Origin of the sequence: Streptomyces sp. NPDC048197 (assembly GCF_043202395.1) — a bacterium.
Taxonomy (GTDB): Bacteria; Actinomycetota; Actinomycetes; order Streptomycetales; family Streptomycetaceae; genus Streptomyces; species Streptomyces siderophoricus.
Genome location: NZ_JBIDAJ010000038.1, coordinates 14,763 through 36,799 on the forward strand (window position 1 = coordinate 14,763; position 22,037 = coordinate 36,799).

The 22,037-nt window shown below is 71.4% G+C and carries 19 protein-coding genes; 8 read left to right on the top strand and 11 right to left on the bottom strand.

Features of this window, described 5'->3' with window-relative positions; all coding sequences use genetic code 11:
• Nucleotides 1–285: 285 nt before the first annotated feature.
• Nucleotides 286–2,001: a 2-isopropylmalate synthase gene (locus tag ACGF4C_RS33085; RefSeq protein ID WP_393571432.1), complete on the bottom strand. Its 1,716-nt coding sequence runs from the start codon at nucleotides 1,999–2,001 to the stop codon at nucleotides 286–288.
• 427 nt (nucleotides 2,002–2,428) lie between these two features.
• Between ACGF4C_RS33085 and ACGF4C_RS33090 the strand changes: the two genes are divergently transcribed.
• On the top strand, nucleotides 2,429–3,118 hold the full coding sequence (locus tag ACGF4C_RS33090; protein WP_393571345.1) for a FadR/GntR family transcriptional regulator: 690 nt from the start codon (nucleotides 2,429–2,431) through the stop codon (nucleotides 3,116–3,118).
• Nucleotides 3,119–3,167: 49 nt separating this feature from the next.
• Here the strand turns inward: ACGF4C_RS33090 and ACGF4C_RS33095 are convergent, their stop codons facing one another.
• On the bottom strand, nucleotides 3,168–5,717 hold the full coding sequence (locus ACGF4C_RS33095) for an MFS transporter (RefSeq protein WP_393571347.1): 2,550 nt from the start codon (nucleotides 5,715–5,717) through the stop codon (nucleotides 3,168–3,170).
• A gap of 398 nt (nucleotides 5,718–6,115) precedes the next feature.
• Entirely contained in the window at nucleotides 6,116–6,802 is a 687-nt protein-coding gene (locus ACGF4C_RS33100; protein ID WP_393571349.1) for a ScbR family autoregulator-binding transcription factor, read from the bottom strand.
• A gap of 174 nt (nucleotides 6,803–6,976) precedes the next feature.
• Here ACGF4C_RS33100 and ACGF4C_RS33105 point away from each other — a divergent pair, with 174 nt between their 5' ends.
• Together ACGF4C_RS33105 and ACGF4C_RS33110 are read left to right on the top strand one after the other, a co-directional pair.
• On the top strand, nucleotides 6,977–7,960 hold the full coding sequence (locus tag ACGF4C_RS33105) for a ScbA/BarX family gamma-butyrolactone biosynthesis protein (RefSeq protein WP_393571351.1): 984 nt from the start codon (nucleotides 6,977–6,979) through the stop codon (nucleotides 7,958–7,960).
• Between the two features lie 119 nt (nucleotides 7,961–8,079).
• On the top strand, nucleotides 8,080–8,844 hold the full coding sequence (locus ACGF4C_RS33110; RefSeq protein ID WP_393571353.1) for an SDR family oxidoreductase: 765 nt from the start codon (nucleotides 8,080–8,082) through the stop codon (nucleotides 8,842–8,844).
• A gap of 21 nt (nucleotides 8,845–8,865) precedes the next feature.
• Here ACGF4C_RS33110 and ACGF4C_RS33115 read toward each other — a convergent pair whose 3' ends face one another.
• Together ACGF4C_RS33115 and ACGF4C_RS33120 are read right to left on the bottom strand one after the other, a co-directional pair.
• Complete coding sequence (locus ACGF4C_RS33115) at nucleotides 8,866–9,387, bottom strand: methylated-DNA--[protein]-cysteine S-methyltransferase (RefSeq protein ID WP_388964152.1); 522 nt, start codon at nucleotides 9,385–9,387, stop codon at nucleotides 8,866–8,868.
• Nucleotides 9,388–9,487: 100 nt separating this feature from the next.
• Complete coding sequence (locus ACGF4C_RS33120; protein ID WP_393571355.1) at nucleotides 9,488–9,715, bottom strand: hypothetical protein; 228 nt, start codon at nucleotides 9,713–9,715, stop codon at nucleotides 9,488–9,490.
• A 154-nt stretch (nucleotides 9,716–9,869) separates the two neighbouring features.
• On the opposite strand from ACGF4C_RS33120, the gene ACGF4C_RS33125 reads away from it, so the two are divergent.
• Nucleotides 9,870–11,069, top strand: a complete 1,200-nt coding sequence (locus ACGF4C_RS33125) for a cytochrome P450 (RefSeq protein WP_393571357.1) — start codon at nucleotides 9,870–9,872, stop codon at nucleotides 11,067–11,069.
• Between the two features lie 130 nt (nucleotides 11,070–11,199).
• On the opposite strand, the gene ACGF4C_RS33130 is transcribed toward ACGF4C_RS33125, so the two are convergent.
• The 5 genes from ACGF4C_RS33130 to ACGF4C_RS33150 all read right to left on the bottom strand — a co-directional run bounded on the left by ACGF4C_RS33130 (nucleotide 11,200) and on the right by ACGF4C_RS33150 (nucleotide 17,206).
• Entirely contained in the window at nucleotides 11,200–12,120 is a 921-nt protein-coding gene (locus tag ACGF4C_RS33130; protein WP_393571359.1) for a 2-hydroxy-3-oxopropionate reductase, read from the bottom strand.
• Nucleotides 12,121–12,185: 65 nt separating this feature from the next.
• Entirely contained in the window at nucleotides 12,186–13,031 is an 846-nt protein-coding gene (locus ACGF4C_RS33135) for a TIM barrel protein (protein WP_393571361.1), read from the bottom strand.
• A gap of 155 nt (nucleotides 13,032–13,186) precedes the next feature.
• A complete protein-coding gene (gcl, locus tag ACGF4C_RS33140; protein WP_393571363.1) occupies nucleotides 13,187–14,968 on the bottom strand; it encodes a glyoxylate carboligase in 1,782 nt (593 codons plus the stop codon).
• 254 nt (nucleotides 14,969–15,222) lie between these two features.
• On the bottom strand, nucleotides 15,223–15,831 hold the full coding sequence (locus ACGF4C_RS33145; protein WP_393571365.1) for a hypothetical protein: 609 nt from the start codon (nucleotides 15,829–15,831) through the stop codon (nucleotides 15,223–15,225).
• Between the two features lie 148 nt (nucleotides 15,832–15,979).
• A complete protein-coding gene (locus ACGF4C_RS33150; RefSeq protein ID WP_393571367.1) occupies nucleotides 15,980–17,206 on the bottom strand; it encodes an acyl-CoA dehydrogenase family protein in 1,227 nt (408 codons plus the stop codon).
• Between the two features lie 159 nt (nucleotides 17,207–17,365).
• Between ACGF4C_RS33150 and ACGF4C_RS33155 the strand changes: the two genes are divergently transcribed.
• Nucleotides 17,366–18,013: a TetR family transcriptional regulator gene (locus ACGF4C_RS33155; protein ID WP_201811071.1), complete on the top strand. Its 648-nt coding sequence runs from the start codon at nucleotides 17,366–17,368 to the stop codon at nucleotides 18,011–18,013.
• A 56-nt stretch (nucleotides 18,014–18,069) separates the two neighbouring features.
• Here the strand turns inward: ACGF4C_RS33155 and def are convergent, their stop codons facing one another.
• A complete protein-coding gene (gene def, locus ACGF4C_RS33160) occupies nucleotides 18,070–18,630 on the bottom strand; it encodes a peptide deformylase (RefSeq protein WP_393571370.1) in 561 nt (186 codons plus the stop codon).
• Between the two features lie 182 nt (nucleotides 18,631–18,812).
• Here def and ACGF4C_RS33165 point away from each other — a divergent pair, with 182 nt between their 5' ends.
• The 3 genes from ACGF4C_RS33165 (at nucleotide 18,813) to ACGF4C_RS33175 (ending at nucleotide 22,005) form a co-directional block, all read left to right on the top strand.
• Complete coding sequence (locus tag ACGF4C_RS33165) at nucleotides 18,813–20,051, top strand: MurT ligase domain-containing protein (protein ID WP_030414636.1); 1,239 nt, start codon at nucleotides 18,813–18,815, stop codon at nucleotides 20,049–20,051.
• A gap of 37 nt (nucleotides 20,052–20,088) precedes the next feature.
• Nucleotides 20,089–20,817 (top strand): type 1 glutamine amidotransferase, encoded by a 729-nt coding sequence (locus tag ACGF4C_RS33170; RefSeq protein WP_030414635.1) that lies wholly within the window; start codon nucleotides 20,089–20,091, stop codon nucleotides 20,815–20,817.
• Nucleotides 20,818–20,979: 162 nt separating this feature from the next.
• Complete coding sequence (locus tag ACGF4C_RS33175; protein WP_030414634.1) at nucleotides 20,980–22,005, top strand: 6-phosphofructokinase; 1,026 nt, start codon at nucleotides 20,980–20,982, stop codon at nucleotides 22,003–22,005.
• Nucleotides 22,006–22,037: the final 32 nt, after the last annotated feature.

Below are 22,037 nucleotides of genomic sequence, written 5' to 3' on the forward strand. Positions count from 1 at the left end.
CGGTCCGCTAACGAGGCACTAACACACCACTAACGAGCCGGCCCGGGCGGCGCGCCGATACCTCCGGCACGTCTTCGACCAGCCGGGATTCCGGGGCGCCGCTCAGGCTCGCAGAAAATCCCCGAGTTGCGGACGCGGCACCACCAGGTTCGGCCACTTCCCGGCTCCCTGGTCGGCTCCGGTGGTCGGCGGATCGGCAACCGGGTTGCCGTAGAAATCCCGGTTACCCCCGTTCGGCACCGTTACGCCCGCCCCGGCGCCGGGGAGCCGGCCCGCGGCCGGGCGCTACTTCCGTTCCCCCCGGTCCCGCTCCGCCCGGTTGGCGGCCGCGAGCACGGCCCGCAGGGAGGCGGTCAGGACGGAGGTGTCCTGGCCCGCGCCCCAGTACGGGACGCCGCCGATGCGGCACCGGACGTAGGCGACGGCGGCGCTGTCCGGCCCGGAGGTGAGGGCGTGTTCGGCGTAGTCGAGGAGCTCGGCGGGGTGGCCGGTGGCCGCCAGCGCGGCGGTGAAGGCGGCGAGCGGACCGTTGCCGGTGCCCTCGGTCTGCCGTGCGTCCCCGGGACGCCCGGCGCGGCCCAGTGTGCAGCGGATCCGGTGCTCGCCCGGTACGGGTTCGGTCGCGGTCCAGGAGTCCAGGGTCAGCGGCCCTTCCTCCCCCGGGTCCAGATAGCTGCCGCGGAACAGTTCCCACAGCTCCTTGGGGGTCGCCTCCTGCCCGCTGTCGTCGGTCGCCCGCTGGACCACGCGGGAGAAGTCCGGCCGCATCCCCTGCGGCAGGTCCAGGCCGTGGTGGAGCCGCAGCAGATGTGCGATCCCCCCTTTGCCCGACTGGCTGTTGACCCGGATGACCGCCTCGTAACTGCACCCCAGATCCGCCGGGTCGACCGGCAGGTACGGCACCGCCCACGGCGCTTCGGACTCGGGTACGCCGAGTTCGGCGGCGCGCCGGGCGTGGTGGGCCAGGCCCTTGCTGATGGCGTCCTGGTGGGTGCCGGAGAAGGCGGTGTGCACCAGGGTGCCGGCATAGGGGTGCCGCGGGTGGACGGGCAGCCGGATGCAGTCCTCCACGGTGCGGCGCACGGTCGCGAGGTCCGAGAAGTCGATCATCGGGTCGACGCCCTGGGTGTGCAGATTCAGCGCGAGGGTGACCAGGTCGACGTTCCCGGTCCGCTCGCCGTTCCCGAACAGGCACCCCTCCACGCGCTGCGCCCCGGCCAGAACGGCGAGTTCCGCGCACGCCACGCCGGTGCCGCGGTCGTTGTGCGGATGCACGGAGAGCACGACCGCGTCCCGTCGCTCCAGATGGCGGTGCATGTACTCGATCTGGTCCGCGTACACATTGGGCGTGGCGACCTCCACCGTGGCCGGGAGGTTGTGGGTCACCGGGCGCTCCGGGGAGGCGTCCCAGAGCTCGGTCAGACCGTTGCAGATCTCCAGGACGAGATCGGGCTCGGTGAGGTTGAAGACCTCGGGCGAGAACTGGAACCGGATGTCGGCCTGCGGGCGGGCCGCGGCCAGCCGCGCCATCTGGATGGCCGCGTCCCGCACCAGGTCACGCACCTCGGTCCGGCTGCGGCCGAGGACCACCTCGCGCCAGGTGGGCGCGGTGGCCGTGTAGAGGTGCACGACGGTGCGCGGCAGGCCGTCGATGGCGGCGAAGGTCCGCTCGATCAGCTCGCGTCGGGCCGGGGTGAAGACGACCACGGTGACGTCGTCCGGCACCGCGCCGCTCTCGGCCAGATGGCGGACGAAGTCGAAGTCGGTGCGGCTGGCGGAGGGGTAGGCGACCTCGATCTCCTTGAAGCCCATGGCGACGAGCAGATCGAACATCCGGCGCTTGCGCGGGATGTCCATCGGTTCGGCGAGCGCCTGGTTGCCGTCGCGCAGATCGACCGGCACCCACAGCGGGGCCCGCTCGATCCGGGCGGCGGGCCAGGCCCGGGTGATGCGCGGCACCTCGACGCGTTGGTGCGCGGGCCGGTAGCGGTGGGACGGCATCGCGCTGTGGCGCTGCGGGTTCCACACCGGCGCGTCGGCGGGGACGGGGCCGGCGGGTGTACGGAGGGCGGGGGCGGGGGCGGGGGCGGGCGATGGGCCGCCGGCGGGGGAAGAGCCGGTGGCGGTACGTGTGTTGGAGGTGCCGCGGTGGGGGCTGGGCATCTCGTGGGAGATCTCGTGGGACATCGCGTTTCCTTCACAGGAGCCGGAGGGAGACCGGCAGCACCGAACCCCGCGGCGGGGTGCCGGTCGCGTCAGGCCCCGCCACGGCGGCCGAGAAGGAGACCACGCAGCGTCATGCCGGGTACAGTAACCACACATCAACTCCTCAGACAACCTGAGGGGTTCGGAATGGAGACGTCCAGAACCGAGTGTTCGGAACCGAGTGTTCGGAACCAAGTGTTCGGAAGGTGCGAGGTACCACGGCATGCCGCTCGAAGCGCTCCGCCCCAGCCCCCTGGTCGAACAGGCCGTCCAGCGGCTGCGGGACCAGATCACGGGGGGCGACTGGCCGGTGGGCACCCGGCTCCCCGGTGAGACCACCCTGGCCAAGACCCTCGGCGTCGGCCGCTCCACGGTGCGCGAGGCGCTACGGGCGCTGGCCGGTGCGGGGCTGGTCCAGCCGCGCCAGGGCGCCGGCGTGTTCGTGATCGCGGCCGAGCCCACCGAGGACTGGCCCACCCGGCTGCGCCGCGCAGCCGTCGGGGACGTCTACGAGGTCCGCGCCATGGTGGAGGTACAGGCCGCCCAACTGGCCGCCGTCCGGCGCACCGACGACGATGTCGCCGCCTTGCGCGCCGCCCTGGAGGGCCGCCGTACCGCCGCCGGATCCGGCACCGCGGCGTTCGTGGACGCGGACATCGCCCTGCACGCGGCCGTCGTCGCGGCCGCGCACAACCCCGTACTGACCGATCTCTTCACGGAGTTCGTGCCCGCCCTGCGCCAGGGTCTGATCGACCTCGTCGAGCTGCTGGACCTGCGCGGCCGGGACCCGCAGCCCGGCGACGCCCGGCACGCGGCGCTGGTCGACGCCCTCGCGGACGGCGACGGCACGACGGCGAGCCGGATCCTGCGGGAGGAATTCGACGAGACCCTGGGGCAGTTGGCGGGGCGGTGAGTGGGGCGGTGAGGGCGAGCGTACGGGCCGGGCCGGTGCGCCCCCTCGCTCAGCCGTCTGTGGCGGACGGCTGGAGGTCGGGGGCGGACAGCTGGGGGCTGGTCGCTGCCGGCTGGGTGAGGGTCAGATCGTGGGTCTGCTCGGCGCCGCCGGGGAGGGATATCGGGGTGGCGTGCGGCGGATAGCCGGCCGCGGTGAGGGTGTACCGGCTTCCGCTCAGGCCGGCGAAGGCGAATGCGCCATCCGGTCCCGTGACGGTGTGCCCGATGACCATGCCGTCCGCGTCTGCGTCTGCGTCTGCGTCTGCGTCTGCGTCTGCGTCTGCGAGGAGGGTCACCGCGGCGTCGGCCAGCGGGCGGCCGCCCGGCCCGCGTACCGTGCCGCGGACGGTGGCGGCCGGCCGCAGCCGGACGTCCTGCCGTTCCTGGCCGGCGTCACCGGACACGTCCACGGCACGGGCCTGCGGCTGGTGGCCGAGGGCACTGAGGACCAGCGTGTAGCTGCCGGGCGGGAGTTCGGTGACCTCCCACCGCCCCTCGGCCCCGGCGGCCGTCCGGGCCACCACCTCGCCCGCCGTATCGGTGACGACGATGCCGCCGCCGGCGAGCGGAGTGCCCCCGGGGCCGCCGCGCAGCGTGCCGTGGAGCCGGCCGCTCACGGTGAGCAGCAGATCGGTCTCGACGGTCATACCTGCCCCGCGGTAGGTCGCGGAGGCGGCGTACGGGGCGTGTCCGGGCGCGGCGCCGGTCAGGACGTACGTACCGGCCGCCGGGGCGGCGAGCGCGTACCGCCCGTCGGACGCGGCGGTGGTGACGCCGGCCTGCCGCCCCTGGTGGTCGATCAGCGTGACGCTCGCACCGGGGACCGGCCCGCCGTGGGACCCGAGGACCCGTCCCCGGAATCCGGGCCGGGGGCCGGACGCGGCCCCGCTTTCCTTGCTGTCCCGGCCGGTCCGCCGGTCGGTGTCCGCGCCGTCGCCCTGGTCCGTCCCGCGGTCGGTATCGGTCGGAATGTCGATGTCGATGTCGCTGCCCCGGCCGGTCCCGTGGTCGAGGCCGTCCTCGCCGACCTCACCTGGCCCGTGCTCGGCATCGTCCGTGCTCCGGGCCACCAGGGTCGGCCGGGACGGCTTGCGCTGTGACGGCAGGAAGGAGGCCAGCGCCACGCCGAGGACGACCGCGGCCGTGGCGATCAGGAAGGAGACCCGGAAGCCGGCCATGGTGGGCACCGTGACCGGCCCCATCCGCTGGGACATATGGGCCAGCACCATGCCGATCACCGCGCTCGACACCGAGGTACCGATCGAACGCATCAGGGTGTTCAGGCCGTTGGCCGCGCCGGTCTCGGAGGCGTCGACGGCGCCGATGATCAGCGCGGGCAGCGAGGAGTACGCCAGCCCGATGCCGGCGCCGACGACCACGGCGATGATGACGGTCTGCCAGGCAGCGTTCATCAGGCCGATGCCCGCGCCGTATCCGACGGCGATGACCAGCATGCCCAGCAGCAACGTCGCCTTCGGGCCGCGGCGGGCCGCGATCCGGGCGTACACCGGCGCGACCAGCATCATGGTCAGCCCGAGGGGCGCCATGCACAGGCCGGCCACCACCATGGACTCGCCCAGGCCGTAGCCGGTCGACTCGGGCAGCTGCAGCAGCTGCGGCAGCACCAGCGAGATCGCGTAGAAGGCCACCCCGACCGTGATCGAGGCGAGGTTGGTCAGCAGCACCTCGCGGCGGGCGGTGGTGCGCAGGTCCACCAGCGGGTCGGCGATGCGCAGTTCCATCACGCCCCACAGCACCAGGACCAGCACCGCGATCCCGAACAGCCCGAGGGTGGTGGGTGAACTCCAGCCCCAGTCACTGCCCTTGGTGATCGGCAGCAGCAGGGCCACCAGCCCCGCGGAGAGCCCGACGGCGCCCGCCACGTCGAAGCGGCCCGGGGCGCGGACCGGCGTCTCGGGCACGAGGAGCAGGGTGAGCAGGATGGAGAGCACGCCGAGTCCGGCGGCACCGAAGAACAGGCTGTGCCAGTCGGCGTGTTGGGCGACGAGGGCGGCGACGGGCAGCGCGAGTCCGCCGCCGACGCCTATGGACGAGCTCATCAGGCCCATGGCCGAGCCGAGCCGTTCGCGCGGCAGCGCGTCCCGCATGATGCCGATGCCGAGCGGTATCGCGCCCATGGCGAAGCCCTGCAGCGCCCGCCCGACGATCATCGTGACCAGGTCGCTGGTGAACCCGCAGACCAGCGAGCCGACGACCATGACCGCGAGGCTGGTCAGCAGCATCCGCCGCTTGCCGTAGAGGTCGCCGAGCCGTCCCATGATGGGGGTGGCGACGGCACCGGCGAGGAGGGTGGCCGTCATGACCCAGGTGGCGTTGCTCGGTGCGGTACCGAGAAGCACCGGCAGGTCCTTGATGACCGGTACGAGCAGCGTCTGCATCACCGCGACGACGATGCCGGCGAAGGCGAGGATCGGGACGAGGGCACCGCCGGCTCTGCGCTGTCCGTCCGCGGCCGGTCCGGACACCGCGGGGGCCTCGGTGGCGCCCACGGTACCCACGCCCCTTCCGGGGAGCTGATCCGTCGTCGTCTGCGTCATACGTGTGGCCTCCAGGCGGCGGAAGGAGTGTCGTCTCAGACGTCGTGAGAAGCGTGCGAAGTCGTGAGAAGTCGTCAGGGAACGGGGCAGGGCGTCGACACGGCGAGCCCTTGATACGTGCATGACGAACGTTTCCACTCGGCGGCCTATTCCGCACGTCGGGAGGCATCCGCAGCACCGCACGGTGATCTGCCTCACGCCGCCCACCGGACCGCCGAGAACCAGTGAAGCGCACACCACTGACAATCCGACGCACGAAGAAGGCGCCGCGGCGTTTCCGCGACACCTTCCCGAGGTCTTCGCAATGCCTCCGGACCACGGCCGATCAACACCGCGTGCGCGGTATGTTTTCCCGCCCGAATTCTGCGCTTTACGCCAATCGTCCAGCAGGGCGCTTCTCAGCTCGCGACGACATCCAGTCCGGCGCCGTCCCCCGCCGCGGGCTGCGCCTTCCGCTGCAGTGCGGCATTCAGTTTCTCCCCGCGATCGGCTTCGAGGTAGAGCTTGGCGAGGATGGCGGGCACGGCAATGCTGGGCAGCGTGTGCTGGAAGAAAACGGTCAGCCGGTGGGAGAGGTCGGCCCGGTTGGAAAACGCCTGCGACATCATCTGCAATCCGGCGAAGGCGCCGACGAAAAGCTCGGCGGTGTCCCGCACGTCAACGCTCTCCAGCACCTCGCCGCGCCCCTTGGCCTCGCTGAACAACCCCTCGACGAACTGGCCCCAGGCGAGCATCGACTGCCTGCGGTCCAGATGGTTGGAGCTCTGCTCGACGGCCAGCCGCGCGGCCCCGCGCTGAATCGGGTCGGTGCGCAGCCGGAAGGCCAGCACGTGCCCGGCGTCGACGAATTCCTGCAGTTTGATCGGCTGCGGCGCGACGTCGATGTCGACCACCTGCTCCTGGAGAATGGCGAGCGCGAGCTGTTCCTTGGAAGCGAAGTGGAAATACAAGGCGCCCTTCGTCACCCCGGCGCGTTCGAGGACTTCGGCGATCGTCGCACGGTCATAACCCTGCTCGTCGAACACTGCGGCGGCCGACTCCAAGATCACTCGCCGGGTCCTGATCGCGCGGTCCTGTTGTGCCACAGGACGCCTCCTGTCTCTCGAAATCTTCCGTTGCCGCCGGTGTGGCCACCACTGCAAGTCGCCCCGCCACCAGCGTATTTCCCCCTTCCCTCAGCCCGGCATTGAAAATAAAACCGGATGGTACGTATCTTAACAGCGATGGACCTCATCCCGTGGAGACGCCTGGGGGCAGCCATGAGCGACACGATGCACGTCAGCGGCACCGCTCAGCCCACGACCCCGCAACAGCTGCACCACCCCCGCAACCCCGGCGACTCCGTTCCGCCCACCTCCCGCACCCGCGTCCCCCGGGAATGGGTCCATCGCCCCCTCCTCGACGACGTGCTGGTCACCTCTTGGCGGCGGGTGGACGACGCGCACTTCTCGCTGACCGCCGAGTGGCCCCACGAACACGGGTACTTCACCACCCCTCACGGCCGGCATCATCCCATTCTCACGGGGGAGACCATCCGCCAGGCCGGGCTGTTGCTCTGCCATACAGAACTCGGCGTTCCGGTCGGACACCACTTCATCCTCGGCGACCTCGTCTACACCATGGATCCCGAACACCTCGCCGTGGGCGACCGGCCCACGTCCCTGACGATCGACGTCACCTGCAGCAAACTGCGGATGCGGACCGGCACTCTGGTGAGCGGCCGGTTCGACATGACCATCCGTAAGGCGGGCCGGATCGTCGCGACGGGCCACTCCAATGTGACCGTTACCTCGCCCGGTGTCTACGGCCGGATCCGCGGCGACCGCCTCACCGCCCGGTGCGACCTCCGCCCGCTGCCGCCCGCCGTCGCGCCGCACCTCACCGGCAGCGCCACCGAGCACGACGTCCTGCTCTCCCCCACCGGCCGGCCGGACCGCTGGGTGCTGCGCGTCGCCCCCGGTCATGCCGCGGTCGTCAACCCGGCGAACGACCATATCCCCGGAATGGTGCTGCTCGACGCCGCACAACAGGCCGCCCGCGCCCGCACCGCGCCCGGCGGTTTCGTCCCGTACGCCGTCGGCACCGAATTCCGCCGTTACGCCGAGCACGGCGTGCCCTGCGTGCTCGAGGCCCGGCACGTCCCCTCGGCACTTCCCTGCAGCACCACCGTCCAGGTCACCGGCATGCAGCACGACGAGCCGGTCTTCGTGACCACCCTGACGGCGCTGGACGCCCGCGACTGAGCGACGCGGCTCACCCGCCACACGCCTCGCGCGGCCCGGCCGGCAGCGCAGCATTCCCCCGCATGCCACAGTCATAGGCGGCCGCATGCCCGCCTCACCTACATGGAAGGCCAACACTCATGGGTGACCTCAACGGGAAGACCGCGCTGGTGACCGGCGCCAGCCGGGGCATCGGCCGGGGCATCGCCCAGCGCCTGGCCCAGGACGGCGCGCTGGTCGCCGTCCACTACGGCAGCAACGACATCGCGGCCAAGGAGACCGTCGAACACATCAGAGGCGCCGGCGGCCAAGCCTTCATAATCGGCGCGGAACTGGGAGTGCCGGGCGACGCCGAGGCTCTCTTCTCCGCCTTCGACGACGGACTGGCGGCGCACGGCGCACGGGCAGGCCTGGACATCCTCGTCAACAACGCCGCGATCAGCCTGCCGGGGCACATCGACGAGGTGACCCCCGAGGAGTTCGACCGCATCCTCGCGGTCAACACCAAGGCGCCGTTCTTCGTCACCCAGCACGGGCTGCGCCGGATGCGCGACGGCGGACGCGTCATCAACATCTCGTCGGCGGTGACCACTACGGCGTTCCCGTCGACCATCGCCTACGGCGTCTCCAAGGGCGCGGTGGAGACCCTCACCCTCACCCTCGCCAAGGACCTCGGCGAGCGCGGGATCACGGTGAACACCATCGCCCCCGGCTTCATCGAGACGGACATGAACGCCGCGATGCGGGCGACGCCCGAGGCCCATGCCGCACTGGCGGCCATCTCGGTGTTCAACCGGCTCGGCCGCCCCGCCGACATCGCCGACGTCGCCGCGTTCCTCGCCTCCGACGACTCCCGCTGGATCACCGGGCAGCGCATCGACGTCACCGGCGGCTCCATGCTCTGAGCGCGCCGCCCGCCGGCGGGGTCAGAGCGGGCGCGGTGCGGCGCCCTCCAGGCCGAGCAGCCGCCGCTTGCTCTCCGGGCCGGCCGCGTAGCCCGAGAGCGCGCCGTTCGCGGCGATCACGCGGTGGCAGGGCCGGACGATCAGCAGCGGGTTGCGGCCGATCGCGGTCCCCACCGCACGGACCGCCGCCGGCGCCGCCCCGATCGCCTCGGCGACCCGCCCGTACGTGGTCGTGGTGCCGTACGGAACGGCCTCCAGGGCCTGCCAGACGCGCCGCTGGAAGGCGGTGCCGCGGGTGGCCGCGGTGTCGGCGTACTCGATGTCGAAGCGGGTCAGCGTCCCGTCGAAGTAGGCCCGCAGCTGCCGCGCGATCCCGTCGAACGCGGCGGGGTCGCGGACCCAGCCGTCCTGCACGGCCGCACCGCCCTTCTGCCCGGGCAGGGACAGCGAGACGAGCGCGGTACCGCCCGGTGCGGTGGCCGACTCCTCCCCGACCAGCAGGAGTTCGCCCAGCGGGCTGTCGAGGTGGGTGTAGAGCGTCATGAGTGTCACGCAAACCACTGTGCCGCAGGTCGCAGGCGTGCACCGGCGGAAATCGGACGTCGTGCTGCCAAGGGACACGGTCTCGTGCCCGGCCGGTCGCTCAGGCGGACGGCATCGGCCAGTCGTCCAGCGAACCACCCCGCCATTCGACCAGCCCCGGGTCGTCGAGCCGGATGTCCTCCGCCGGGCCGGCGACCCCCGCCCGGCGGAGGAATTCGGCGACGTCGCCGCGGCCGTGGGCCAGGCCGACGATCTGCCCACGCACGGTCACCCGTCGTCCACCGGACGGCGTCGGCGGGTGCACGATGACTGGCGGGTGCTCGGTCATGCCTCCAGCGTGCGACGCGCGGCGCACTCCCGCACGTCGGCCGCCCCCAGGGGCAGCAATCGTTGCCCGCGCAAGGAATGCAGGAATGGTTGCGTTGCGGGGGCTGCGTACCGGGACTTCCCGGCAGAGAAGCCCCAGAAGGAATGGTGTTGCCGTGCAGAGAAACGGCTCGGGAGCGGATCCCCTGGCCTCGCCGGAGTACTTCCGGGACCCGTATCCGCTGCTCGCCGCCGTGCGGTCGGGTGGTCCCGTACAGCGGATCAGGACCGGGAACGGCCGGACGACGTGGCTGGTGACCGGCTGGGCGGAGGCGCGGGCGGCGCTGGCCGACGCCCGGCTGTCGAAGGACACCGCCCGCTACTTCGCCGATCGGCCGAGCAACCGCAACCTGGCCCCGGCGGTCAGCCGCACCTTGCTCGCGACCGACCCGCCGGACCACGGCCGGCTGCGGAAACTGGCGATGACGGCGTTCACCCCGGCGGCCGTCGCACGCCTGGAACCGCGCATCCGGGTGCTGGCCGGAGAACTGGCCGACGCCCTGGCGCAACGGGACGAGGCGGATCTGGTCGAGGGCTTCGCGGTGCCGCTGCCGATCGCCGTGATCAGCGAGTTGCTGGGGATCCCCGATCCGGACCGCGCGGCGGTCCGGCGCTGGTCCGACGAGCTGTTCGCCGCGGCCGCCCCGGACACCGTGGACCGTGCGTCGCACGCCCTGAGCGGCTATTTGACCCGGCTGATCGCGGAACGGCGCGCGGCCCCCGGGGACGACGTCCTCAGCGGGCTGATCGCCGCCCGGGACGACGGCGATCGGCTCTCCGAGCCCGAACTGGTCTCACTGGCCGCCCTGTTGGTGGTCGCCGGGCACGAGACGACGGCCAACCTCATCGGCAACGGCATGGTGACCCTGCTCCGTGACGACGCCCTGCGCGCCCGGCTCCGGGCCGACCCCGCACTGCTGCCCGCCGCGGTCGAGGAATTCCTGCGCCATGACGGCCCGCTGACCGTCGCGACCTTCCGCTACGCCACCGAACCGCTGGTCCTCGGCGGCGCCACGATCGCCGCGGGCGATGTCGTCCAGGTCGCGCCCGGCGCCGCCAACCGCGATCCGGCACGGTTCGACGCACCGGACTCCGTACGACTCGGCCGCGCGGGCGGGCACCTCTCCTTCGGGCACGGCCCGCACCACTGCCTCGGCGCGGCACTGGCCCGCGTCGAGGCCCGGATCGCGTTCGAGGTGCTGCTGACGCGCTGGACCGACATCCGGCCCGCGGCCCACGGCCCGGACGCGGTGGAATGGCGGCGCACGCGTCTGATGCGCGGACCGGCGCGTCTGCCGGTGACATTCGTCCGCTGACTCGACGGGGAGTCGGGAGCAGGGACTGCACGACGACGTGGGAAATGGGCATACCGGCGCCGCGACCGCAGTGCGGCGGTCGCGGCACCGGCCGTTCCGGGACCGTCGCGGGACGTACCCGCGGACCGGCTCAGCCTTCGGTCGGGTATCCGGAGAGGCGTTCGACGCCGCGGAGGAGGGCGGAGTGATCCAGGCCGCCGTCGCCCTGGGCGCGCAGGGAGGCGACGAGTTGGGCGACGACGGAGCCGACGGGCAGGGCGGCGCCGACGGTGCGGGCGGCGTCGGTGACGATGCCCATGTCCTTGTGGTGCAGGTCGATGCGGAAGCCGGGGGTGAAGTCGCGGGTTTTGAAGTTGTCCTTCTTGCGGGCCAGGACGGTGGAGCCGGCCAGTCCGCCGCCCAGGACGTCCAGGGCGGCACCGAGGTCGACGCCGGACTTCTCCAGGAAGACCACGGCTTCGGCGCAGGCTTGGATGTTGACGGCGACGATGAGCTGGTTGGCGGCCTTGACGGTCTGGCCGGAGCCGTGCGGTCCGCACCGCACGATGGTCTTGCCCAGGGCTTCGAGGATCGGGCGGGCGGCGTCGAAGTCGGCCTGTTCGCCGCCGACCATGATGGACAGGACGGCTTCGATGGCGCCGGCCTCGCCGCCGGAGACGGGGGCGTCCAGGACCCGGATGCCCTTCTCGCCGGCGGCGCGGGCCAGGTCGATGGAGGTCTGCGGGGTGATCGAGGACATGTCGATCAGCAGTGCGCCGCGCTGGGCGTTTTCCAGGATGCCGTCGGGTCCGTAGGCAATGGCTTCGACCTGGGGGGAGGCCGGGACCATGGTGATGACCACGTCCGCGTCGGCGACGGCCTCGGCGATGGAGCCGGCCGCACTGCCGCCGGCCTTGGCCAGCCGGTCGAGCTTGTCGGCCTCCAGGGTGTAGCCGGTGACGGTGTAGCCGGCCTTGATCAGGTTCTCGGCCATGGGCGAGCCCATGATGCCCAGACCGATCCACGCGATCGCAGGGCGGGTCGGGAGGGAAGGATCGGCGAGGTTGCTCACAAGGGTGCCTTTCAAGAAAACGAAAACGTCAGACGAGGGGAGGGCCGCACTCAGAAGCGGCGCGGTCAGGAGGTGGTGGCCGCGCGCAGCGGGGCCGGGAGCCATTCGAAGGCGCCGGCGCTGGGGCCGTCGCCGGGCTTGTACTCCAGGCCGATCCAGCCGTCGTAGCCGGCCTTCTTGAGCCGGTCGAGCAGGTCGGGGAAGTCCAGTTCGCCGGTGCCGGGGGCGCCGCGGCCGGGGTTGTCGGCGATCTGCACATGCGCGGTCTTGGCCGCGTAGCGGTCGATGACCTCGTCGAGGTCCTCGCCGTTCATCGACAGGTGGTACAGGTCCATCAGGAACCGGGCATTGTCCAACCCGGTCGCGGCGTTGACCGCGTCGACGATCTCGATGGCCTTGGGCGCCGAGACGATCGGGCACTTCGGCGACTCGGGCGCATTGAGCGCCTCGATCAGCAGCGTCCCACCCACCTCACCGACCGCCCGCGCCGCGAACACCAGATTCGCAAGCGCCAGCGCATCCTGCTCGGCCGCCTCCACGCCCTCGACGCGGTTGCCGTACAGGGCGTTGAAGGTCGTGCAGCCCAGCGAGCGGGCGAACTCGATCGCCACCGGCACGTTCGCCCGGAACTTCTCCGACTCCTCCCCCGGAACCGACAGCGCACCACGATCGGGGCCGGGCAGCTGGCCGGCGTAGAAGTTCAGCCCCACCAGCTGCGTACCGGCCTCGCTCAGCGCATCCCGCAGCGCGGCCAGCTCCGCCTCGTCCGGAACCGGGGCGTCCACCCACGGCCACCACAGCTCCACCGCCGTGAAACCCGCCGCCCGCGCGGCCGCCGGCCGCTCCAGCAACGGAAGCTCGGTGAACAGGATCGACAGATTGACGTTGAAGCGCGTGTCCGTGAAACCCATGAGGGCCGGCGCTCCTTCCGGATAGTGGAACTGTTTTTCTGCGTTACGGTATGCCCGTGCTACGGGATGGTGGCGAGGCCGGGCGCGCCGGTCAAGAGCGCGCCCGGTTCGCCTCCGGATCCGGCCCGGCGGCGGAACGCCGGGCCGGTCCGGCGTCAGGACTTGAGCGGCTTGATCGCGGTGGGGGCGTGCCCCGGCTCGGTCGCGATCTCTTCCCACTCGTTGACGCTGGCGATGTCGCTGCCGCTCATCGAGATGTTGGTGATCCGCTCCAGGATTGCCTCGACGACGACCGGGACGCGGTACTCGGCGGCCAGCTTCTTGGCCTCCTCGAAGGCGGCGCCGAGCTCGTTCGGGTCGGTGACCCGGATGGCCTTGCAGCCCAGCCCCTCGGCGACCTTGACGTGGTCCACGCCGTAGACACCGATCTCCGGCGAGTTGATGTTCTCGAATTCCAGGTTGACCTGGAAGTTGATGTCCAGGTTGCGCTGCGCCTGCCGGATCAGGCCCAGGTACGCGTTGTTCACCAGGACGTGGACGTAGGGGATCTTGTGCTGGGCGCCGACCGCCAGCTCCTCGATCATGAACTGGAAGTCGTAGTCACCGGAGAGGGCGACCACCGGCGTCTCGGGGTCGGCGGTGGCGACGCCCAGCGCGGCCGGGATGGTCCAGCCGAGCGGGCCGGCCTGGCCGCAGTTGATCCAGTGGCGCGGCTTGTAGACGTGCAGCATCTGCGCGCCGGCGATCTGGGACAGGCCGATGGTGGTGACGTAGCGGGTCTCCGGGCCGAAGGCCTTGTTCATCTCCTCGTAGACGCGCTGCGGCTTCATCGGGATGTTGTCGAAGTGCGTACGGCGCTGCAGCTGGGCCTTGCGTTCCTGGGTGGAGGCGGCCCACTCGCCGCGGTCGGGCAGCTTGCCCGCGGCCTTGAGCTCCTTGGCCACCTCGACGAACAGCTCCAGCGCGGCCTTGGCGTCCGAGGCGATGCCGTAGTCCGGGGCGAAGATCTTGCCGATCTGGGTGGGCTCGATGTCGACGTGGACGAACTTGCGGCCCTGGGTGTAGACGTCCAGCTTGCCGGTGTGGCGGTTGGCCCAGCGGTTGCCGATGCCCAGGACGAAGTCCGACTCCAGGAAGTTGGCGTTGCCGTAGCGGTGCGAGGTCTGCAGACCGACCATGCCGGCGTTCAGCTCGTGGTCGTCGGCGAGGATGCCCCAGCCCATCAGGGTCGGGACGACGGGGGTGCCGGTCAGCTCGGCGAACTCGACCAGCAGGTCGGCGGCGTCGGCGTTGATGATGCCGCCACCGGCGACGATCAGCGGGCGCTCCGACTCGTTGAGCAGCGCGAGGGCCTTCTCGGCCTGCGCGCGGGTCGCGGTCGGCTTGAAGGCCGGCAGCGGCTCGTAGGTCTCCGGGTCGAAGTCGATCTCGGTGAGCTGGACGTCGATCGGCAGGTCGATCAGGACCGGGCCGGGACGGCCGGAACGCATCAGGTGGAAGGCCTGCTGGAAGACGCCGGGGACCTGGGCGGCCTCCATGACGGTGGTCGCGGCCTTGGTGACGGGCTTGGCGATCGAGGCGATGTCGACGGCCTGGAAGTCCTCCTTCTGGATCACCGCGGTCGGCGCCTGGCCGGTGATGCAGAGGATCGGGATGGAGTCACCGATCGCGGAGTAGAGGCCGGTGATCATGTCCGTGCCGGCCGGGCCGGAGGTGCCGATGCAGACGCCGATGTTGCCCGGGTGGGTCCGGGTGTAGCCCTCGGCCATGTGCGAGGCGCCCTCGACGTGACGGGCCAGCGTGTGGTCGATCCCGCCGGCGCCCTTGAGCGCGGCGTAGAAGGGGTTGATCGCGGCGCCCGGGACTCCGAAGGCGTTGGTCACGCCCTCGCGCTTGAGGATCTCCACCGCGGCGCGGGCGGCTGTCATTCGAGGCATCGCGTACTCCTGCGTCGACCTGTCACGAGCGGACCCCGGCAAGAGCCGGGACATCTGATTCCGTATCGTGGAATTAATGTTTTGCTTTATGGAAGGAAGTTAAAGCGCGACGCACCGGCCGTCAAGGGGCAGCCCTGCCGGCCCGACCGGAAGACCTGCAGCAAGGGGCGCCGAAGCGGCGCAGGCACCGAAACGACGACACCCCGCCGCGATTACTCGCGGCGGGGCGTCGGGGTGTCCGGATCAGGACCGGACTAGAAGTTGCCGTTGGAGAGGAGCTCCCCCTTGGCGTCGTAGACGGTGACCAGACCGTTCTTGGAGTCCTTCCAGTCGGCGAAGGCGCTGGCGATGAGCTTCCCCTCGCCCTGGTGCGGCCCCATCAGCCCGCCGGTGAAGTCCGTGTAGACGTCGACCGAGTCGAGGATGTCGTTCCGCTCGTCGGCGCCCTGGACCTTGGTGACGTGCGCGAGGGCCGCCTTTTCGTCGGCGGTCCCGTTCTTGTTCACGAACGCCTTGAACCGGTCGGCCTGCGACGCGGGCACCTTGGGCTTCACCTCCGGAGCCACACCGGGCTTCTCCCGGGCCGAACTCCCCTTCGCCGTAGCGGACTTGGCGTCGTCCTTCGCCTGCCGCTCCCGCTTCGGAGCCGCGGCGACCTGGTCCGGCTTACCCGTTCGGGATGGGGCGTCACCCCCGCTGAGGGCCGCGCCGATGACGGCGAGGACGACGAACACGCCCACCGCACCTCCGCAGCCGAGACCGATCTTCGCTCCGGTGCTCATCTTCTTCGGCGGCGGGGCGTACATGCCGGGCGGCGGTGGCGGCTGATGTCCGGGCTGAGCCGGATGCTGCTGATACGTCACGATCCCCCCAAGGTTGTTCCGGGAGGGCGAGAGTAGCGGCTGGTTGAATCCAGAAATAGATGAAGTGAAGAACTTGTGACATTCCCGTGAAGACGGCGCGGCCCACCCGTTACCGGGTCGGCCGCGCCGCGCCTACGGACGTCCGCCGCTACCGGATCGGCATCCCCGACAGCGTCCGGGCGATGACCAGGCGCTGGATCTCGCTGGTGCCCTCGAAGATGGTGTAGATCGCGGCGTCGCGGTGCATGCGCTCCACCGGGTACTCGCGGGTGAAGCCGTTGCCGCCGAGGATCTGGATGGCCTGGGCCGTGACCTTCTTGGCGGTCTCACTCGCGAACAGCTTGGACATCGAGCCCTCGGCTGAAGTGAAGGGCTTGCCCGTGGTGGCCATCCAGGAGGCGCGCCAGACGAGGAGGCGGGCCGCGTCGATCTGGGTGCGCATGTCGGCGAGTTGGAAGGCGACGCCCTGGTTGTCGATGATCGGGCGGCCGAACTGCTCGCGGGTGGTGGCGTACTCCAGCGCCTCCTCGTAGGCGGCGCGGGCGGTGCCGACGGCCATGGCGCCGACGGCCGGGCGGGACGCCTCGAACGTCGCCATCGCGGCGTTCTTCACCCTCTCTCCGCCCGCCTTGGCCTTCTCGCGGGCCCGGGCGAGGCGCTCGTCGAGCTTGTCCTTGCCGCCGAGCAGGCAGTGGCCGGGCACGCGGACGTCCTCCAGGACGACCTCGGCGGTGTGCGAGGCGCGGATGCCGTGCTTCTTGAACTTCTGGCCCTGGGACAGGCCGGGGGTGCCCGGCGGGACGATGAAGGAGGCGTGGCCCTTGGAGCCCAGCTCGGGGTCGACGACCGCGACGACGACGTGGACGCCTGCGATGCCGCCGTTGGTCGCCCAGGTCTTGGTGCCGTTGAGGACCCACTCGTCCTTGGCCTCGTCGTAGACGGCGCGGGTGCGCATCGAGGCGACGTCCGAGCCGGCGTCGGGCTCGGAGGAGCAGAAGGCGGCCACCTTGACGTCGTCGGCGTCGCCGTACATCTGCGGGACCCAGGTGCCGATCTGCTCCTCGGTGCCGTTGGCGAGGACGCCGACGGCGGCCAGACCGGTGCCGACGATGGACAGCGCGATGCCCGCGTCGCCCCAGAAGAGCTCCTCCATGGTCATGGGAATGCCGAGGCCGGTGGGGTCGAAGAACTGCTGGGCGTAGAAGTCCAGCGAGTACAGGCCGATCTTCGCGGCCTCCTGGATGACGGGCCAGGGGGTCTCCTCGCGCTCGTCCCATTCGGCGGCGGCGGGGCGCACGACGTCCGCGGCGAAGCCGTGAATCCAGTCACGGACTTCCTTCTGCTCGTCGTTGAGCTCCATGGTGAACTCGGCCATGTCCCCTCCAGTGCAGGCATTTCTCATGTTACTAGCGGTAACGCGAAGTGTGTTACTCGTCAGTAAGCGATGTCAACTCCCCCTGTGCCGGATTACCGGCGAAGATCGGGTGTTACGTTGCGCGAGCGCCACGGAGTCACGAGGGTGGGGAGCACGACCATGGAGAGCACAGACAACAACGGCCGCCGGCACTCGGCGACCGAGCGCAGACGGCGGGAGCTGCTGGAGGCCGCCGAGCGCATCGTGCTGCGCGACGGCCCGGACGCCTCGATGAACGCCATCGCCGCGGAGGCGGGCATCACCAAGCCGATCCTCTACCGGCACTTCGGCGACAAGGGCGGTCTGTACCGCGCGCTGGCCGTCCGGCACACCGACGCCCTGCTGCTCAACCTGCGCACCGCGCTCGACGCGTCGGTCCTGCGCCGCGACCGGGTCGAGGCCACTCTCGACGCCTATCTGCTCGCGATCGAGGCCCGTCCGCAGGTGTACCGCTTCCTGATGCACCCGGCGGAGGAGAACACCCCGTCGGAGTCCGGTTTCGACGTGGGGCGGCACGCCGCTCCGCTGCTGCGCCGGCTCGGCGAGGAGCTGGCCACCGTGATCATCGAACGGCTCGACCTCGGCCCCGGCGGCGAGGAGCGGGCCCGGGTCTGGGGCCACGGCATCGTCGGCATGATGCACGGCGCCGGCGACTGGTGGCTGCGCGAACGCCCCTGCTCCCGCGAGCAGTTGGTCCAGCACCTGACCGATCTGCTGTGGGGTCAGCTGGCCGCCCTCAAGGACCGCGAGGACAGCCCCGGGTTCTGAGGACGTACGACAGCAGAGGGGCAGGGGAGCAGCGGGCCGGAGGGGGAGCCGGCCGGTCAGCGGCCGGACGTCTCCGGGTCCGCGGCCCACGGCGACCGGGCCGCGGCGCGCAGCACCCGGCGGCGGCGCAGCCCGGTGAGGTGGTCGACGTACAGACCGCCGTCGAGATGGTCGCACTCGTGCTGCAGACAGCGGGCGAAGAAGCCGGTGCCGGTCACCGTGCGCGGTTCGCCGGACGCGCTGAAACCGGTCACCACGGCCCGGTCGTGGCGCGGGGTGCCGGCCTCGATGCCGGGGAGCGAGAGGCACCCCTCGGGCCCGCGGATCACCGGTCCGTCGGTCTCGACGAGCCGGGGGTTGACCAGGTGCCCCAGGTGGCGGCGGTCCTCGTCGTCGGGGCAGTCGTAGACGAAGACCCGCAGCGGGACGCCGATCTGGTTGGCGGCGAGCCCGACGCCGTGCGCGGCGTACATCGTCGCGAACATGTCCTCGATGAGTGCGGCCAGCTCATCGTCGAACGCGGTGACCTCCTGACAGGGCCCGGTCAGGGCCGGATCGCCGAGCAGACGCAGCGGGCGGGGCCGGCCGGAACTGCCGGGGATGGTGCGGAGGCGCATGGGACAAGCGTACGGTCCTGGGCACCGCCGGATGTCGCCGGACGGGTGGCGGGGTTCGGGCCCGCCGCCGGATCTCGATAGGCTGATCCCCGACCGAAGCCTCCGGCCGGTCGTCGGCAGCGGAGGAGGCGTTCCACCGGCAGCCGCACGCCGGGCGCCGGATGCAAGGAGGATCTAGGACGATGGCAGGCAACACGGAGCCGCTGTCGCCGCGGGCCAAGCTGGCCGTGACGGCGGGCAAGGCCGCGGCGGCGGTGTCGCGCGCGGCGGGCCGCGGCAGCGGATCGGTGATCGGTGGCCGGGTGGCGCTGAAGCTCGACCCCGACCTGCTGGCACGGCTCGCCGGGCATCTGGACGTCGTCCTGGTGTCGGCGACCAACGGCAAGACCACGACGACGCGGCTGATCGCGGAGGCGCTGCGGGCCAGCGGCCCGGTGGTCTCCAACGCGCTCGGCGCCAACATGCCGGCCGGCATCACCTCCGCCCTGGCCGGCGGCTCGGACGCCAAGTACGGCGTCATCGAGGTCGACGAGAAGTACCTCGCCGGGGTGGCGCGGGACGTCACGCCGAAGGCCATAGCGCTGTTGAACCTCTCGCGCGACCAGCTCGACCGGGCCGCCGAGACCCGGATGCTGGCGGAGAAGTGGCGCGAGGGCCTGGCCGGCTCCAAGGCCCTGATCGTGGCCAACGCCGACGACCCGCTGATCGTGTGGGCGGCCTCGTCGTCCGCGAACGTGGTGTGGGTCGCGGCCGGCCAGGAGTGGAAGGACGACGCCTGGTCCTGCCCCTCCTGCGGTGGTGTGATGCAGCGGCCGGGCGACGACTGGTTCTGCGCCGAGTGCGGTTTCCGCCGCCCCACGCCCAGCTGGGCGCTCTCCGGCGACCACGTCCTCGACCCGCACGGCAGCGCCTGGCCGATCAAGCTCCAGCTTCCGGGGCGGGCCAACAAGGCCAACGCGACCACCTCCGCGGCGGTCGCCGCCGCCTTCGGGGTGCCGCCGCAGGTGGCCCTGGAGCGGATGTTCTCGGTGCAGGCGGTCGCCGGCCGCTACGACGTGGTCACGTTCCAGCAGCGCGAGCTGCGGCTGCTGCTGGCGAAGAACCCGGCCGGCTGGCTGGAGACCTTCTCGCTGATCGACCCGCCGCCGACCCCGGTGATCATGTCGGTGAACGCCCGCGGCGCGGACGGCACGGACACCTCCTGGCTGTGGGACGTCGACTACACCCGGCTGGCCGGGCACCCGATCTTCGTGCTCGGTGACCGCAAGCTGGACCTGGCGGTGCGGCTGGAGGTCGCGGGCCTCGACTTCCAGGTGTGCGAGAGCCTGGACGAGGCGGTGCAGCTGGCGCCGCCCGGCCGCATCGAGGTCATCGCCAACTACACGGCCTTCCAGGACCTGCGTCGCCGGGTGGGCAACTGACGTGATCCAGCCACCTTCACGACAAGGACGAGCAAGCATGAGTGACAACAGCCTGCGCCTGGTGTGGATCTACCCGGACCTGCTGAGCACCTACGGCGACCAGGGCAACGCCCTGGTGGTGGAGCGGCGGGCGCGCCAGCGCGGTCTGGACGTCCAGCGCGTGGACGTACGGTCCGACCAGCAGATCCCCACCTCCGGCGACATCTACCTGATCGGCGGCGGTGAGGACCGGCCGCAGCGGCTGGCCTCCGAGCGGCTGATCCGCGACGGCGGGCTGAGTCGTGCGGTCTCCAACGGCGCGATCGTCTTCTCGGTGTGCGCCGGCTACCAGATCCTGGGCCACGAGTTCATCAACGACCTGGGTGAGCGGCAGCAGGGCCTGGGGCTGCTGGACGTGGTGTCCACCCGCGGTGAGGGCGAGCGCTGCGTCGGTGACGTACTCGCCGACATCGACCCGCAGTTGGGGCTGCCGCCGCTGACCGGCTTCGAGAACCACCAGGGCGTGACGCACCTGGGCGCGACCGCCCGGCCGTTCGCCAAGGTCCGGTTCGGCAAGGGCAACGGTGTCGGCGACGGCTACGAGGGCGCGTACAACGACACCGTCTTCGGCACGTACATGCACGGCCCGGTGATGGCCCGCAACCCGCACATCGCCGACCTGCTGATCAAGCTGGCGCTGGACGTCAACGCACTGCCCCCGGTGGACGACCGCTGGTACGAGGCGCTCCGCCAGGAGCGGATCGCCGCCGCGACCCAGCCCGCCTGAGCAACAGCTGCCTTTCCACGGCTTTTCACGGCATTTCGTACGCCCGCAGTCCGCACTGCGGGCGTACGTGTGCCCGGGGGCCCCGCGCTTGTAGGGTGAGCGGCATACAACCGGACGACGGGGTCCGGGCCCCCCGGTTACGTTGCAGAGGGTTTTCGAGCAATGCGTATTGGTGTCCTCACCTCCGGCGGCGACTGCCCCGGTCTGAACGCCGTCATCCGCTCCGTCGTCCACCGCGCCACCGCCGACCACGGCGATGAGGTGATCGGCTTCCGCGACGGCTGGAAGGGCCTGCTGGAAGCCGACTACCGCAAGCTCGACCTCGACGCCGTCGGCGGCATCCTGGCCCGCGGCGGCACCATCCTCGGGTCGTCCCGGGTGCAGCCGGCCCATCTGCGCGACGGCGTGGAGCGGGCCCGCGGCCATGTCGCCGAGCTGGGCCTGGACGCGATCATCCCGATCGGCGGCGAGGGCACGCTGAAGGCGGCGCGGCTGCTGTCGGACGCCGGGCTGCCGATCGTCGGCGTGCCGAAGACCATCGACAACGACATCGCGGTCACCGACGTGACGTTCGGGTTCGACACCGCGGTGGGCGTCGCCACGGAGGCGCTGGACCGGCTCAAGACGACCGCCGAGTCCCACCAGCGGGTCATGATCGTCGAGGTGATGGGGCGGCACACCGGCTGGATCGCGCTGCACTCCGGCATGGCGGCCGGGGCGCACGCGATCGTGGTGCCGGAGCGCCCCTTCGACATCGACGAGCTCACCGCGCGGGTGTCGGCCCGCTTCGAGGCCGGCAAGAAGTTCGCCATCGTGGTGGTCGCCGAGGGCGCCAAGCCGCGCGAGGGCACCATGTCGTTCGACATCGGCGGCAAGGACATCTACGGGCACGAGCGGTTCGCGGGCGTGGCCCGGCAGCTCTCCGTCGAGCTGGAGAACCGCCTCGGCAAGGAGGCCCGGCCGGTCATCCTCGGCCACGTCCAGCGCGGCGGCACCCCGACCGCGTACGACCGGGTGCTGGCCACCCGCTTCGGCTGGCACGCCGTCGAGGCCGCGCACCGCGGGGAGTTCGGCATGATGACCGCGCTGCGCGGCACGGACATCACGCTGGTCCCGCTGGCCGAGGCCGTGGAGACCCTGAAGACGGTGCCGGCGGCGCGCTACGACGAGGCCGAGTGCGTACTGTGACCCCGGCCACCGCGCACGGCACCGCCGTCCGC

Excerpts from the sequence above, each read along its gene's own strand:
- def (WP_393571370.1), bottom strand. The coding sequence starts at position 18,630 with ATGCGCCTCCGCACCATCCCCGGCAGTTCCGGCCGGCCCCGCCCGCTG.
- ACGF4C_RS33150 (WP_393571367.1), bottom strand. The coding sequence starts at position 17,206 with ATGGCCGAGTTCACCATGGAGCTCAACGACGAGCAGAAGGAAGTCCGT.
- ACGF4C_RS33105 (WP_393571351.1), top strand. The coding sequence starts at position 6,977 with ATGAGCGACACGATGCACGTCAGCGGCACCGCTCAGCCCACGACCCCG.
- ACGF4C_RS33090 (WP_393571345.1), top strand. The coding sequence starts at position 2,429 with ATGCCGCTCGAAGCGCTCCGCCCCAGCCCCCTGGTCGAACAGGCCGTC.
- ACGF4C_RS33165 (WP_030414636.1), top strand. The coding sequence starts at position 18,813 with ATGGCAGGCAACACGGAGCCGCTGTCGCCGCGGGCCAAGCTGGCCGTG.
- ACGF4C_RS33175 (WP_030414634.1), top strand. The coding sequence starts at position 20,980 with ATGCGTATTGGTGTCCTCACCTCCGGCGGCGACTGCCCCGGTCTGAAC.
- ACGF4C_RS33135 (WP_393571361.1), bottom strand. The coding sequence starts at position 13,031 with ATGGGTTTCACGGACACGCGCTTCAACGTCAATCTGTCGATCCTGTTC.
- ACGF4C_RS33095 (WP_393571347.1), bottom strand. The coding sequence starts at position 5,717 with ATGACGCAGACGACGACGGATCAGCTCCCCGGAAGGGGCGTGGGTACC.
- ACGF4C_RS33120 (WP_393571355.1), bottom strand. The coding sequence starts at position 9,715 with ATGACCGAGCACCCGCCAGTCATCGTGCACCCGCCGACGCCGTCCGGT.
- ACGF4C_RS33115 (WP_388964152.1), bottom strand. The coding sequence starts at position 9,387 with ATGACGCTCTACACCCACCTCGACAGCCCGCTGGGCGAACTCCTGCTG.
- gcl (WP_393571363.1), bottom strand. The coding sequence starts at position 14,968 with ATGCCTCGAATGACAGCCGCCCGCGCCGCGGTGGAGATCCTCAAGCGC.
- ACGF4C_RS33170 (WP_030414635.1), top strand. The coding sequence starts at position 20,089 with ATGAGTGACAACAGCCTGCGCCTGGTGTGGATCTACCCGGACCTGCTG.
- ACGF4C_RS33110 (WP_393571353.1), top strand. The coding sequence starts at position 8,080 with ATGGGTGACCTCAACGGGAAGACCGCGCTGGTGACCGGCGCCAGCCGG.
- ACGF4C_RS33085 (WP_393571432.1), bottom strand. The coding sequence starts at position 2,001 with ATGCCGTCCCACCGCTACCGGCCCGCGCACCAACGCGTCGAGGTGCCG.
- ACGF4C_RS33155 (WP_201811071.1), top strand. The coding sequence starts at position 17,366 with ATGGAGAGCACAGACAACAACGGCCGCCGGCACTCGGCGACCGAGCGC.